This window comes from Kitasatospora sp. NPDC088742 (assembly GCF_055584905.1).
In genome coordinates, this window is the sequence record NZ_JBVJLD010000001.1 from 426,805 (window position 1) to 440,713 (window position 13,909).

At 72.2% G+C, this 13,909-nt stretch carries 12 protein-coding genes; 4 read left to right on the plus strand and 8 right to left on the minus strand.

What is annotated here, in order from left to right:
* Positions 1-3: 3 nt before the first annotated feature.
* The 3 genes from ACZ6ZR_RS01810 to ACZ6ZR_RS01820 all read right to left on the minus strand — a co-directional run bounded on the left by ACZ6ZR_RS01810 (position 4) and on the right by ACZ6ZR_RS01820 (position 2,729).
* Positions 4-1,401 (minus strand): NAD(P)/FAD-dependent oxidoreductase, encoded by a 1,398-nt coding sequence (locus ACZ6ZR_RS01810; protein WP_465638302.1) that lies wholly within the window; start codon positions 1,399-1,401, stop codon positions 4-6.
* 131 nt (positions 1,402-1,532) lie between these two features.
* Positions 1,533-2,039, minus strand: coding sequence for a DUF6624 domain-containing protein (locus ACZ6ZR_RS01815; RefSeq protein ID WP_465638304.1), 507 nt, complete (start codon positions 2,037-2,039; stop codon positions 1,533-1,535).
* A gap of 144 nt (positions 2,040-2,183) precedes the next feature.
* Complete coding sequence (locus ACZ6ZR_RS01820; RefSeq protein WP_465638306.1) at positions 2,184-2,729, minus strand: EF-hand domain-containing protein; 546 nt, start codon at positions 2,727-2,729, stop codon at positions 2,184-2,186.
* A 331-nt stretch (positions 2,730-3,060) separates the two neighbouring features.
* On the opposite strand from ACZ6ZR_RS01820, the gene ACZ6ZR_RS01825 reads away from it, so the two are divergent.
* Positions 3,061-3,804 carry a DUF6585 family protein gene (locus ACZ6ZR_RS01825; RefSeq protein ID WP_465638308.1) on the plus strand — a complete coding sequence of 248 codons (744 nt, stop codon included), beginning with the start codon at positions 3,061-3,063 and terminating at the stop codon, positions 3,802-3,804.
* A gap of 134 nt (positions 3,805-3,938) precedes the next feature.
* The gene (locus tag ACZ6ZR_RS01830; protein ID WP_465638310.1) at positions 3,939-4,370 is read left to right on the plus strand and encodes an LppU/SCO3897 family protein; all 432 of its coding nucleotides are present in this window, start codon (positions 3,939-3,941) and stop codon (positions 4,368-4,370) included.
* A 69-nt stretch (positions 4,371-4,439) separates the two neighbouring features.
* On the opposite strand, the gene infA is transcribed toward ACZ6ZR_RS01830, so the two are convergent.
* Positions 4,440-4,664: a translation initiation factor IF-1 gene (infA, locus tag ACZ6ZR_RS01835; RefSeq protein ID WP_465638312.1), complete on the minus strand. Its 225-nt coding sequence runs from the start codon at positions 4,662-4,664 to the stop codon at positions 4,440-4,442.
* A 46-nt stretch (positions 4,665-4,710) separates the two neighbouring features.
* Positions 4,711-5,478 (minus strand): GNAT family N-acetyltransferase, encoded by a 768-nt coding sequence (locus tag ACZ6ZR_RS01840; RefSeq protein WP_465638314.1) that lies wholly within the window; start codon positions 5,476-5,478, stop codon positions 4,711-4,713.
* Positions 5,479-5,856: 378 nt separating this feature from the next.
* Here ACZ6ZR_RS01840 and ACZ6ZR_RS01845 point away from each other — a divergent pair, with 378 nt between their 5' ends.
* Positions 5,857-7,320 carry an amino acid permease gene (locus tag ACZ6ZR_RS01845; RefSeq protein ID WP_465638316.1) on the plus strand — a complete coding sequence of 488 codons (1,464 nt, stop codon included), beginning with the start codon at positions 5,857-5,859 and terminating at the stop codon, positions 7,318-7,320.
* Between the two features lie 34 nt (positions 7,321-7,354).
* On the opposite strand, the gene ACZ6ZR_RS01850 is transcribed toward ACZ6ZR_RS01845, so the two are convergent.
* Together ACZ6ZR_RS01850 and ACZ6ZR_RS01855 are read right to left on the minus strand one after the other, a co-directional pair.
* Positions 7,355-8,512 (minus strand): hypothetical protein, encoded by a 1,158-nt coding sequence (locus ACZ6ZR_RS01850; protein WP_465638317.1) that lies wholly within the window; start codon positions 8,510-8,512, stop codon positions 7,355-7,357.
* Between the two features lie 74 nt (positions 8,513-8,586).
* Entirely contained in the window at positions 8,587-11,148 is a 2,562-nt protein-coding gene (locus ACZ6ZR_RS01855; protein WP_465638319.1) for a DUF7617 domain-containing protein, read from the minus strand.
* 325 nt (positions 11,149-11,473) lie between these two features.
* Between ACZ6ZR_RS01855 and ACZ6ZR_RS01860 the strand changes: the two genes are divergently transcribed.
* On the plus strand, positions 11,474-12,757 hold the full coding sequence (locus tag ACZ6ZR_RS01860) for a hypothetical protein (RefSeq protein ID WP_465638321.1): 1,284 nt from the start codon (positions 11,474-11,476) through the stop codon (positions 12,755-12,757).
* Here ACZ6ZR_RS01860 and ACZ6ZR_RS01865 read toward each other — a convergent pair.
* Positions 12,748-13,902: an RNA polymerase sigma factor gene (locus ACZ6ZR_RS01865; RefSeq protein ID WP_465638323.1), complete on the minus strand. Its 1,155-nt coding sequence runs from the start codon at positions 13,900-13,902 to the stop codon at positions 12,748-12,750. The genes ACZ6ZR_RS01860 and ACZ6ZR_RS01865 overlap by 10 nt on opposite strands.
* Positions 13,903-13,909: the final 7 nt, after the last annotated feature.

A 13,909-nucleotide genomic window follows, 5' to 3' on the forward strand; every position in this document is an offset into this window, starting at 1 on the left:
GCGTCAGCTGTCGAAGCCCAGCCCGAGGCGGTCCAGCGTGCGCAGCCAGGCGTTGCGGTGCCCGGAGTTGGCGTCGGCCCGGGTGAGTGACCACTGGGTGACGCCGATGCCGGCCGAGCGGATCGGCTCGGGCGGGAAGGGCAGCGGCTTGCGGCGCACCATCGACAGCTCGGTCCGCTCGGTGCGCCGGCCGGCCAGCAGGTCGAGCACCACCTCGGCGCCGAAGCGGGTGGCCCCGACCCCGAGACCGGTGTACCCGGCGGTGTAGGCGACCTTGCCGCGGTGGGAGAGGTCGAAGAAGGCACTGAACCGGGTGCAGGTGTCGATCGCCCCGCCCCAGGCGTGGCTGAAGCGGACGCCCTCCAGCTGAGGGAAGGTCTCGAAGAAGTGCCGCGCCAGGGTGGCGAAGGTCTCCGGCCGCTGGTCCCGTTCGGCCCGCACCCGGCTGCGGTACTGGTGCACCACGTCGTACCCGCCCCACAGGATGCGGTTGTCGGCCGACAGCCGGACGTAGTGGAAGTGGTTGGAACTGTCCGCGAACCCCTGCCGGTTGCGCCAGCCCACCGAGGCGAGCTGGTCCTCCGTCAGCGGCTCGGTCATCAGCGCGTAGTCGTAGACCGGGACGGTGTACGGCCGGTGACGGCGCAGCAGGGAGGGGAAGGCGTTGGTGGCCAGCGCCACCCGCCGGGCCGCGACCCGCCCGTACGGGGTGCGCACCACGACCCCGGAGCCGGACTCGGCGAGCCCGGTCGCCCGGGTGTGCTCGTGCAGCCGCACGCCCAGCCGCAGGCAGGCCCGGCGCAGGCCCCAGGCCAGCTTGGCCGGGTTCACCATGGCGACGCCCTCGCGGTCCCAGAGACCGCCCAGGAAGGTGGGGGAGTCGATCTCGGCGCGCACCTGCTCACGGTCCAGCGGGGTGAGGTGGCCCCCGTACCGCTCCGCGAGCGCGGCGAACTCGCGCAGCCCGTCGACCTGGTAGGGCTCGGTGGCGACCACGATCGAGCCGGAGCGCTCCCAGTCGCAGTCGATGTCGTACCGCTCGAGGGTGTCCTCCATGCCCTGGAGGTTGCGGGCGCCGAGACGCTCCAGGGCGGCGAGTTCGTCCGGCCAGCGCTGGTGGCCGTTGGCCAGCCCGTGGGTGAGGCTGGCCTCGCAGAACCCGCCGTTGCGCCCGGACGCGGCCCAGCCGGCCTCCTGGGCCTCGATCAGCAGCACGTCCAGCGACGGGTCCCGCTCCTTGGCGATCAGCGCCGTCCACAGCCCCGCGTACCCGCCGCCGACCACCAGCAGGTCGCACCGCGTCTCCCCGACCAGCGCCGAGGCGGCCGAGGGCCGGCCCGGGTCGTCGAGCCAGAACGGAACGGGCTTCGCGTCTTCCAGCGCGCGGACGGCGTCGGCCATGGCGGGGGGCTCCTACGGGTACGGAGGAGCGGGGGGTCTCCTCGTCGGACCGCCATCAGAACCCTGGGCCCGCCGTAAGGTCAACCATGTTGACGTAAGAGCGGATGAGGGGCCGAGGACGGCCCGGTGGCTCAGGCGATCGAGAACTGAGCGATGTACTCGGCGTACGGCGGGATGCCGACCTCGGCCCGGCGCTCGTCCATGCGCTCGGGCTCCTCGCAGGGCCACGGGACCGGCGAGCCGTCCTTCACGCCGGCGATCTGGGTGCCGTAGACCTGCTTCCTCCCCTCGTTCACCAGCGTGCGATCCCGCAGGAACGCGAGGTCCCGCGGGCTGGCACCGCCGCCGGCCACGGCCTGCTCCATCAGCCGCAGCGCACGCCGCTGCACGTCGAGCTGCCGGTCGGCGTGCTGGGCGATCAGCCATGCACCCTGGGCCGCCTCCGCGCCGACCAGCTCGGCGGTCGGCCAGCCGTGGGCGTCCATGATTTCGCTGAGACGGTCCGCGTGCCGCGCGGTCAAGCGCCGCCACAGCAACTGCTCCGCCGGGTCATCGCTGTTCGCATGGCGCGCGGCCTGGTGGTCCGCCGCCACCATCGCGTCGAGCTCTGCAGCCACTGCGGCAATCTCGGATGCCATCCCTTACTCCACGTCAGATCGAAGTCGTCGCTGGTCATTTGCCACCCTAGGTGTGCAAATCGCGACAGGATCTCCTCCCGGAGGACGGTGACAGACGCCCCTGAACATGGGGATACTTGATCTACCCGCGGAGCGAGAGCCGGATCAGCCGAGCGGGCCGAGGAGGTAGTTGCCAGGGGCGTCGGGGTCGGTGCTGAGGTAGAAGTCGACGATGGCACTGCGGTACTCGTGGTGGCTGATGACGCCGTCACCGTTGAGGTCGACACGCTCGAACGCCGGCCCGGAGAGCTCCGCGGGCACGCCCAGCGCCCGGTACAGCGCCACGTACTCCTCGCGACTCAGGACGCCGTCGCCATTGGTGTCGGCGGCGTTGATGACGGCGTCGGCGATGGCCATGACCGCGCTCTCGAAGTGGGCGGGGGCGGTGATGTCCGCCATCGCGGCGGTGAACTCCGCGCGGGAGACCTGTCCGTCGCCGTCGGTGTCGGCGTGCTCGAGGAGCAGCTGCCACCACTGCCCGAACGCGGTGTGGATCGCGGCCTGGTTCGCCAAGTCCTCATCCGCCGCGACCTGGGCGAACACCCCGGCCGTCGCCTGCAGGTCCTGCTCGGTGAGCCGGCAGTCGTCGTCCTGGTCGAACCAGTCGAACAGGAGGCTGAACTTCTGACCGGCCATGGTGGAGCTGTTCATGCTTCGTCCCTCGTTCCACGGTCCGCGCGCAGTTCCAGCGCGCGGCAACGTGCAAACGCTAGTGACATCGAGCCTGGACAGGCCGGCCGTTCCGCGGACAGCCATTCGTCCGGGTGAATGCCCCCTGGGTCACCTGTGCGAGTGGGCGGGGCTGCCCTCGTACCGGTCGCCGGCCAGACGGGTCGGTCCGCTGATGCGGCCACCGGGCTGGGGTTCGGCGGGATCACGTTCAGAGTTCAGCTGACCGGTGTGTCGGTGGTGGGTGGGGGCCAGTAGCATCCGTTGGCCCGTCAGGGCCGGCCCGTGAATTCCCGTGATGAAAGAGGCGTCAGTGCAACACGTCGAGTCCCCTCAGGCGCCGGTGCGGGAGCAACTGCCCGGGGAGGTGGCGGCGCTCGCGGCTGCCGAACGGCTCGGGGAGCTCCGGGCGAGTTTCGGGCCGAAGCGGGTGGGGGCCTGGGCGATGGCCGGTATGGGCTTGCTCACCCTGCTGGGGCTGCCGGCTCTGGTGCTGCCGGGGCTGTACTTCGGCTGGCGGCTGCTGCGGACGCCCAACCTCAACGGCAAGCAGGCCGCGAAGCGGATCCACTGCTTCGAGCACGGGCTCGTCGTGAGCGACCGCACCGGTCCGGTCGCGTTCCGGTGGGACTCGGCCGCGGTGCTGCAGCGGATCACCAGGAACCACGTGAACGGGGTGTACGTCGGGACCAGCTACCTCTACACGCTGTTCAAGCCGGATCGCTCCACGATCGAGTTGACGGACTTCTACGCGGACCCGGAGGTCTGGGGCGCCGCCATCCAGCACGAGCTCACCAGGGCCCAACTGCCCGGTGTGCTGGAGCTGTTGGACCGGGGCGAGCACGTGCGGTTCGGTGACGTGGTGGTGGGGTCCGGCGGGATCTCGACCACGAAGCGGGGCGGGGTGCCGTGGAGCGAGATCGAGAAGATCGAGGTCAGGGACGGGGTGGTGTGCGTGGCGAAGGCCGGCAAGCTGCTCGCGTGGTCGAATACGCCGGTCCACCGGATTCCCAACTTCTTTCTGTTCCTGGCCGTGGTGGATCACCTTCGCGGCTGAGGCCGTTATCAATTCTTTGCATCTCACTTGAATCACGGCCGGGTTGATAGGTCGCCATTGCCCGAAACGCGCGCAATGGCTGTGGATACTGTGCGCCCTGCACTGCCATGAAGCCATTGACCGCAGAGGACCCCATGAGTACCCCGCAGAACCCCCAGGGCCAGCCCGTGCCGCCGTCCGAGGAGGGCGCCCCGGCTCCCTTCGCCTACGACGCCGCCATGCAGGCGCAGGCGGCAGCGCCCAAGAAGAGCCTGTCCAAGAAGCTGCTCTCGCTGCTCGGTGTGCTCGTGGTGATCGTGATCGTGGCAGTGATCAAGGTCGCCGTGCGGGACGCCTTCACCGACGGGCCGGTCCGCGCCAAGGTCGGTGACTGCGTCGCCGTCACCGGCAGCGAGAACGACCCGTCCGTCGAGACCGTCGGCTGTGGCGACTCCAAGGCCACCCACACGGTTTCGAAGGTCATCGACAACACCTTCGACGGGACGAAGTGCGGCCCCGAGTTCGACGCCCTCTCGCAGAAGCTGGGCAGCGACAAGTTCGTACTCTGCCTGACTCCGAAGAGCTGATCACGGCAGGGCGCCGCCCCGGGGGGAATTCCCCCCGGGGCGGCGCTCGCTTTTCCGCCCGACGGGGCGTCAGTTGCGGTAGCGGTACAGGACGCGGCCTCGGGTCAGGTCGTAGGGGCTGAGCTCCACGAGGACCCGGTCGAAGGGGAGGATCTTGATCCGGTTCTTGCGGATCTTCCCGCTGATGTGGGCGAGCACGTGGTGGCCGTTGGTGAGTTCCACCTTGAAGACCGCGTTGCGCAGGCACTCGAGGACGGTGCCTTCGATTTCGATGCCGTTCGGTGTTCTCGGCAAAGGTCCCTCGTTTCTAGGGGATTGGAGGATGGGCGGTGGAGAATGATCAGTGGTGGCGGACGAGCTCCGTGACGCTGCCGGTCCGCTGGGCGCCGAAGTCCTCGAAGAGTGCGGCGGCCGCGAGGTTGGACGCGTCCACCTCGGCCCAGGCCGACGGGATGCCCGCCGCGTCGAGCGAGGCGAGGGCGTGGGCCAGCAACGCCCGCCCGGCGCCCCGCAGTCGGAAGTCGGCCAGGACCGCGAGGAGTCCGATGCGGGCGCGGCGCGGCACGATCGCCACCCGCACCAGCCCGATGTAGGTGCCGTCGTCCGTGACGGCCACCGCGTAGCGGGTGGGGTCGCCGAGGACGGTGCCCGCGGGGGGCGGGATGACCTCGGCGGGCATGGTGTGCCAGCCGGCCGCGGCGGAGATCTCGGCGCGGAGGTCGCGGTCGAGTGCGCGGAGCAGGGTCTCGTCGGCTTCGGTCCCGGGCAGGACCGACATGCCCGCCGGGGTGGTGAGGCCGCCCGGCCGGGCGGTGGGCAGGACGTACTCCAACTCGCGGCGGGAGAAGGTGTAACCGGCCTGCTGCCAGCGGGAGTTGAGCTCGGGCTCGGAGTCGCTCACCAGGGTGTGGAGCGGGGCCGGCAGGGCGGCCGACATGGCGTCGGCGAGCGGCGCGAAGGCGGTGTCCTGCCAGACGTCGATGCTGAGGAAGCGGCGGCCGTCGGGCCGCTCTGCGAGGTCGCCGTGGCCGAGGACGCGGCTGTCGCCGTCGACGGCCTGCCACTGGGTGTCGGTCACGCGGTTGACCAGGGGGAGGGGAGAGTTCATGGCTGTCGCCCTTTCAGGAGTGCCTGCTTGAAGAGGCGCTCCCGACGACACCGTCCTGGTCAGTCGCACACCGTGAAGAAGAGGGGGAGCACCCACGTCGATACTGCGTTCACGGGTCTCACCTCCTGGCGTGCGGTCACGGTGATCGGCACACTAGCAAGCCGGCCGGGTCCGGCCCAAACTGTTTTCGGAGTGGCCGGATCCGAATCGCCCAAAGCTCAAATTTCGCGCAAATCATCCTCGAAGGTGACATACGCCACAGCGGGAACCCCTGCCACGGGTAAGGATGTGCCGCTCGGCCGAGGCGCCCGACGACCACCCACATCGCCGCCGTCCCGGTCGGGAGACCACACTCCCCCTCATGAAGGCGACGACTCCATGGTTGACCGCACGACCACCACGGCGGCCCAACTCAACACCGATGAGCCACAGTTGGCGGCGCCGGGGCATGTGGACGCCGGTGACGCCGGGTACCGCAAGGACCTGAAGTCCCGTCACGTCAACATGATCGCGATCGGCGGCGCGATCGGCACCGGCCTGTTCCTGGGGGCCGGCGGGCGGATGGCGAACGCGGGGCCGTCGCTGTTCATCGCGTACGCCGTCTGCGGCGTCTTCGCCTTCCTGGTCGTCCGGGCGCTCGGCGAGCTGGTGCTCTACCGGCCGTCCTCCGGCGCGTTCGTCTCCTACGCCCGCGAGTTCATGGGGGAGAAGGGCGCCTACACGGCGGGCTGGCTCTACTTCCTCAACTGGGCCACCACCGCCATCGCGGACATCACCGCCGCCGCGACGTACGCGCACTTCTGGGCGATGTTCAGCGACGTCCCGCAGTGGCTGCTCGCGCTGGTCGCGCTGTCCGTGGTGCTCGCGGCCAACCTGATCTCGGTCAAGTACTTCGGGGAGATGGAGTTCTGGTTCGCCATCATCAAGGTGGCGGCGTTGGTGGCGTTCATGCTGGTGGGCATCTACCTGGTGGCCACCCACCACCCGGTGGACGGGCACACCCCCGGCCTGGCCACCATCACCGAGAACGGCGGGCTCTTCCCGAGCGGCGTGATGCCGATGCTGCTCCTGCTCCAGGGCGTCGTCTTCGCCTACGCCTCGGTCGAGCTGTGCGGGGTCGCGGCGGGGGAGACGGAGCACCCGGAGAAGATCATGCCGAAGGCGATCAACTCCATCATGTGGCGGGTGGGCCTGTTCTACGTCGGCTCCGTCGTCCTGCTCGCGCTGATCCTCCCGTACACCGCGTACTCCTCCAGCCAGAGCCCCTTCGTCACCGTCTTCGACAAGCTCGGCATCCCGGGCGCCGCCGGCGTGATGAACCTGGTGGTCCTCACCGCGGCGCTCTCCAGCCTCAACTCCGGCCTGTACTCGACCGGTCGGATCCTGCGCTCGATGTCGCTGTCCGGCTCGGCGCCGAAGTTCACCGGCGTGATGAACAAGGGTGGCGTCCCCTACGGCGGGATCCTGCTCACCGCCGGGTTCGGCGTGCTGGGCGTGGTGCTGAACTACGTGATGCCCGGTGAGGCCTTCGAACTGGTCATCAACTTCGCCTCGATCGGGATCCTCGGCACCTGGGCGATGATCATGATCTGCTCGCTGCTCTTCTGGCGCCGGGCCGGCCAGGGCCTGCTCACCCGCCCCGGGTTCCGGCTCCCCTGGGCGCCGTGGACGCAGCTCGTCACGCTGGGGTTCCTGGTCTCGGTGCTGGTCCTGATGTGGATGGACGGCGGTGTCGGGCGGACCACCGTGGCCTGTCTGCCGCTGGTCGCCGCCGCCCTGACGGGTGGTTGGTTCCTGGTCCGCCGACGCGTCTCGGAGACGGCCTCGGCGGAACGGGGCTGACGCGGCCGGGCGCCGTCGGCGCCCGGCGCGGAGGTCAGACGGGCCGGCGGTCCAGGACGTGTGTCAGGAAGCGTTCGGTGGACGGGAGCCCGGCGAAGGCGCGCAGGTCGGGACGGGCGGCGAAGTGGTCCGCTCCGGGCAGCGAGCCCGGGCGGGTGAGGACCAGGGCGGGGCGCCCGTACCGCTGGTACGAGGGCTCCCAGCCCGCCGGGCGGAAGCCGTCGCGGTGGAGCTGCTCCAGCCGGACCGGGGTGTCCGGTGCGCCGAGCACATCGTCCTCGACCACGATCCGGTCGGAGAGCCCGGTGGAGCGGTACGAGCCGTCCGGCCCGGCCACGGCGGGGACGGTGGGGACCGGCTGTCCGGTGAGGGGCGGACGGGCCGTGAGCAGGTAGAGCGACTCCACCGTCGCCGAGGGTGCGGCGAGTTGGTGCAGTGCGCCCACCGCTCCGGTCCCGTCCGGGAGTTGGTGGTCGAGGGCTGCTTCGAGGCCGGTGCTCTCCGCCCACATCGCGGCCAGCAGGCGGTAGTCGGGGCCGTCGGGCAGGTGGAGCGGGCGCTGCCGGGCGGCGGCCTGCCAGGACGGCAGGTCGCGGGGGGCGAAGGTGGCGATGAAGGGCTCGGCGGCCGTCCGGGCGACGAGGTGGGAGTGCAGCGCGTGGGTGGCGGTGAAGCCCTGCGCGAGCTGACTGGCGATCACCGGGCCGACCGGTGGCCGGCCGGGCCGGTTCAGCGCGACCCGGGTGTGGGTCACCAGGTGGTCGGCCTCCAGGAGGTGCTCGCGGGCCCAGCGCACCCGGGCGGTCAGCAGCCCCGCCGCGAGGCCGGACCGGGTGCCGGGGCGCTTGCCGGTGCGGCCGAGTTCGTACCGCGTGGGGCCGTCGGCGAAGAGCGGCTCGACCAGGGTGTACCTGGTCGTCGCCACCACCACCTCGCTCTGCCCGTCCAGTAGGAGGAAGAGCCGGACCCGTCCGGACTCCACGGCCTCGGCCAGCTGCCGGGCCTCCGCCTCTGCCGCGTCCTGGTCCAGGCGCCGGTCGTAGAGGAGCGCCAGCAGTCCGGCCACCTGGCGGGCCGCGCGCAGCAGGTGGGGGTGGGCCAGGCCGGCCACCGCGTCCGGTGGGATGAGCTCGAACCCCTGTTCCGTGTAAGCCCGTTGAGCTTTGATCAGATCCTCGCGGCGGCTCTCCATGGCACCAGGGTAGAACGGCGGATGCCGCCGGCCGGAGGTGTTCCGGTCGGCGGCATCCGCAGCGGCTGCGGAGGTCAGGCCTGGTCGGGTGCGGCCAGGATGCAGAGCAGGGAGCAGGCCACGGCGTAGGACGGGGCGGTGGTGGTGGGGACGGTGCCCGGGGGCGAGTTGGCGGGGACGAAGCTGGCGGAGGCGGTGTTCTTCATCGGGAGGGCCAGCAGGAAGGAGCTGCAGTGGATCTGACGGCTCGTCCCGGCGGCCAGCTCGAAGGTGCCGGCGGCGGTGCGGCAGGCGGGCGTCGCGGCGTCGTTCACCTGGACCCCGGCGGCGGCCACCTGGCCGGTGTTGGTGACGGTGATCCGCCAGTGGGCGGTGCCGAGCAGGCGGAGCAGACCGACCGGGCTGGTCTTCGCCCAGGGGCCGGGCCCGCCCGGGTCGCAGTCGTGCGGGTGGTCGGAGGCGCAGATCTCCTTCACCACGCTCACCTGCGGCAGGCAGCCGCTGCCGGGGGCGACGGCCAGGGTGACGGTGTTGGAGCCGGACTGGCCCGCCGCGTCGACGCCGTTCGCGGTGTTGGAGAGCTGGGTGGCCGCGCAGTCGGCGGAGACCACGGTCCGGAAGCAGAGCTGCGGGGCGTCACCCTGGTAACGGGCCGTCAGCACCGGCCCGTTGCCGTTCTCGAAGTCGGCGGCCGAGGTGAGCGTCAACTGCACCGACACGGTGACGGCCGGGTGGGCGGCGGCGCTGATGCCGCTGAGGTCGATCACCCCGTCGGCGGTGAGCGGCGGGCTCGCCAGCACGGCGCCGCTGTCCGGGTCGGTGACGCTGACCCGGGAGGCGGCCAGGTCGGCGTGCGAGAGGTCGATGCCGGTCAACTCGGCCCGGGTGTACGCCTGGACGTGGCCGGTCCCGCCGTCGCAGTAGAACGCCGAGGGCCGGAGCGTGACGGTGGCCCCGCTGTGCACGCACGGGGAGGTACCGGTGGCCGGGTCGATCGAGAACAGCACGCCCGCGTCGCCGAGGGCGATCAGGCAGCGGGTGGTGGCGTCGTAGGCGTAGCCGTAGTCCCGGGTGGCCCCGCCGTTCACGTTCGGGTGCTTGGCCGGGAGCGGGAAGCCGGCGCAGGGCGCGGCGTGGGTCCAGTCGTGGCAGACCGTCGCGCCCGCGATGCCGCCGCCCCAGATCGGGAAGTAGCTGCGGGTCTCGCCGTTGGCGGTGACCACCTCGGGGTTGAAGGTCAGCACCCCGCCGGCGATCCCGGCCAACGTGGACGGCGGGGTCAACGGGGCGCCGGCGATGGCGAAGCAGGCGGTGTTGAGGGTGGCGCCGCTGACGGTGGTGGTGCAGACGCCGTTGGCCTGGCCGGCGGTGTCGTAGGCCGTGTAGGCGTTGTAGCTGTAGTAGGCCGCGCTGGGCGCGGCGGCGTGCGGGGTCTCCCAGCCCGCGCAGGCGGTGCCGGTCGCGGGGTCGAAGCAGCCGAGCGCGGGCGGCAGCGCGGCGGTGGAGCCGCCGGTCTGCGGGGAGGACGAGGCGAAGACCTTGCCGTCGGCGACGGTGGTGGCGCCCAGGTAGAGCGCGCCGGGCGAGCTCGGCAGGTCGTGGTTGGGCGGCACGATCGCCGCGTACGGCTGACCGGCGCACGGGGTGCGGGAGCTGACGGTCAGACAGAGCACCTGCCCGGTGCTGGCGACGCCGTACAGCTTGCCGCCGGTGGTGACCAGCCCGGCGAGTCCGTTCGCCGCGGACGGGGAGCCGGCGACGGGGGCCAGGGCGAAGAAGCCGCAGTTGGCCACGGTGTCCAGGTCCAGGCAGCCGACGCCGACGCTGCCCGCCGAGACGCCCGGGTAGTAGACGGTGCCGGGCCGCTGCGGGTCCTCGACGTACTGCGGGGTCAGGGTGGAGGCGATGTCGCCGGTGTCGCCCGAACCGAGCGGCCCCGGCGTGCTGTTGAGCGGGCGGGGCCAGGGGCCGCCGGGGCAGGGCTGCCCGGTGGAGAGGTCGCTGCAGACCACCTGCCGGGCGGTGGCGCCGACGTGGTGGTACATGTTCCAGGACTGCACCTGGCCGAGGGCCGTCCGGTGCAGGATCGGCGTGAAGCCGTCCCCGCCGGTGGCCTGCGTGGTGGGCTTCACCGGCGGCAACAGCGGGGCCGAGAGCTCGGTGCCGCCGTTGCGGGCGTCCGCCTTGGACGCGCGGACGGCGGTGGTGGCGGCGCCCTGGTCGGTGCCGGTGAAGGTGGAGCCGTCGGTGGACCAGGACGGCGTCCAGCCGGGCGGGGTCCGGAGCGAACCCGGCACGTAGGTCTGGGTGGTGCCCGCGCCCGTCCCGCCGCCGGTGATCGGGTCGGTGACGGTGGCGGGCGCGGCGGCCGGGGAGTCGACCGCGTTGCGGTAGGAGACGGCCCAGTCGACCGTGTCGCCGTGCTCGGCGGTGGCGGCGCCGGGGTGGGTGACGTTCCGGACCGACTTCGTCAGGGTGGACGGCGAGGCGGCCGCGGTCTCGGCGGCGGCTTGGGCGGCCGTGGCGGTGGTGGTGGCCGGTGCGACTCCGACCAGCAGCGCGGCCGTCAGGGACGCGGCGGCGGTGGTGGCGCGGAGGAGGTGGCTGGTTCGGGATGCGAAGAGCGTTCTCAGCATGGATTCCCCACCTGGGTCGGCGGGCGTCCGGCACGGCGCCGGAGCCCTTCCGGGGGCGACCTTAGGGGAGCGGCCCGAGCCGGGTGAGCTGATGAACGGAAGATACGGCCATCGGAAGAAATTCGGACACGATACAGAAGCAGTCGGCTGACGAACTGTCGGAATGCAGGCTCGGAACGGTCCTTCCCGGCTGGAAAACCCACTGGTCCCGCCTGCCCCGGGCGGCCAGACTGCACAGGTGAACCCACTGACCACATCCCGTGGACCGCTACGCCCCGCTCCGCCGGATCCGCGCAGCGAATTCCTCGTCCCCGACTTCGAGGACATGGCGGACCTGATCGCCGGGCTGGCCGTTCCGGCGGACGCGCCGATGGACGTGATGAGCGCGCTGGGCACCTGCCGCGAACTCCTCCGGTTCGCATTCCACCGCTACGAGTTCGCCACCGCCGCGATCACCCATTCGCTGGTCGCGCTGGAACTCGCCCTCACCGGGCGGTCGGTGGCGCCGGGGCCGCTGCCGGAGCGCGTGCGGTCGGCCGTCGCGACGGGACTGCTCCCCGCGGGGTCGGCCGCTCCGCTCGGCCCGGCCCTGGCGCTTCCCGGCCAACTCGCCCGGGGCGAACGGAGCAGCGCCGCCTGGCAACCCGAGGCCGCCGTCGGAGTGGCGCAGGCGGTGTTCGACGCGGTGGCCGCGCTCGTCACGGTGGCGGCCCGGACCGCGGAGTCGGAGCTGAGCGGCGAGTCGTTGGTCCGACTGCGGGACGAGCACCGGGCCATGCCGTTCCCACCGAGCTTCCGGGGTGCCGGCATCGCCGGAACGGACCTGGTCCTGGTCGACCTGTGGGTGGCCGGTCTGGTCGACCGCACTCTCAACGGCACCTTCGACGAGTGGTGCGCGGCCGAGCTCTGGGGGTCGATCAACGCCCTCGACAAGGCGATCCCCCTGATGCACGAGCCGTACTGCGAGAGCTACTTCGCCAAGTTGCGGAGCTTGGCGATGGCCGTCGCCTCGCGCCACGTCCCGGACGCGGCACCGATCCCGCTGGGTACCGCGAGCCCGGACCATCCGGGAGAGCACGGCTCCTTCTCGGTCCGGGTCGGCGGCGGAGCGCTCACCGTCCCCATCCGGATCTACCACGACGAACCGGCCACCGCCGCGGTCGGGTCGCTCACCGAGCGGCGGCGGAGGGCACTCCACTGCCTCTACACCCGTCACCACGACGGGCGGGTGCGGCAGCGTCACCTCGCGGAGATCATCGCGTCCACGGACCCCGAGGTGGTCCCCTTCGTCGTGCGGCTGCTCGGGGAGTACGTGCTGGAGATCCTGGTCGATCTCCGGGACGGGCTACGGGAGTTGCTCGTTCCCGGCTCCGAGGGGAGTGCCGTGTACGGACGGTTCGTCGTGGAGAACCCGGCGTTCTTCGCGCGTACCGAGCGGCGGGTGGTCAGCTACTGGAACCAGTACCACCGCGGCACGTACGCGAGCTTCCAGGGCTACCCCGGCGGCACCGCGCTCGATCTGCTGCGCGACGCCGCCTCCGAGGTGGCCGGGCGCCCCTGGCCCAACCGGACCCCAAGTCGGCGGACCCGGGTGGACGGCTACTGCTGAACCCCCGGGAGGGAGTTGAGGCGGGCGGCCTGGCGGTAGAGGTGGTCCCGTTCGGGCTGGTTGGCGGCGTGGCGGGCGGCCTCGGCGTAGAGGCGGGCGGCCGTGGTCAGGGCGCCGTCGCGTTCGTGGAGGTAGGCCGAGACGGCGGTGTGGCGGGGGACGGTGGGGGCCACCGTGGCGAGGGCGGCCAGGCCGGCGCGGGGGCCGTCGGCCTCGCCGACCGCGACGGCGCGGTTGAGGCGGACCACCGGACTGTCCGTCAGCTTCGCCAACTCGTCGTACCACTCGACGATCTGGACCCAGTCGGTCGCCGCGGCCGTCGGCGCGTCCGCGTGCAGCGCGGCGATCGCCGCCTGTGCCTGGTACTCGCCGAGACGGTCCCGGGAGAGCGCCGCCTGGAGCACCGCGACCCCCTCCGCGACGGCGGCGGTGTCCCAGCGGCCGCGGTCCTGCTCGGCCAGCGGGACCAGGGCGCCGTCCGGGGTGGTCCTGGCCGCCCGCCGGGCGTGGTGCAGCAGCATCAGGGCGAGCAGACCCGCCACCTCGGGGTGGTCGACCGCCGCCGCCAACTGCCGGGTCAGACGGATGGCTTCGGCGGCCAGGTCGAGGTCACCGCCGTAGCCCTCGTTGAAGACCAGGTAGAGCACCCGCAGCACGGTGGCCACGTCGCCGGGCCGGTCGAGGCGGACGGCCGAGACGGTGCGCTTGGCCCGGCTGATCCGCTGCGCCATGGTGGCCTCGGGCACCAGGTACGCCTGCGCGATCTGGCGGGTGGTCAGCCCGCCGACCGCCCGGAGGGTGAGCGCCACGGCGGAGGAGGGCGTCAACGACGGGTGCGCGCACAGGAAGTAGAGGCGCAGGGTGTCGTCCGCCTCCGGCACCGGACCGGGCTCCGGCTCCTCGTGCACCCGCTCCTCCCGGCGGCGCCGGGCGGTCTCGGCCCGGGCCCCGTCGAGGAACTTCCGCCAGGCGACCGTGAGCAGCCACCCCTTCGGGTCGCGCGGCGCCCCGGCCTCCGGCCAGGTCCGGAAGGCCTCCAGGAGCGCCTCCTGCACCGCGTCCTCGGCGGCGGCGAAGTCGGCGCCCCGGCGGACGAGGGCCGCCAGCACGCCCGGGGTCAGGGTGCGCAGCAGCACCTCGTCCACCGGCGGG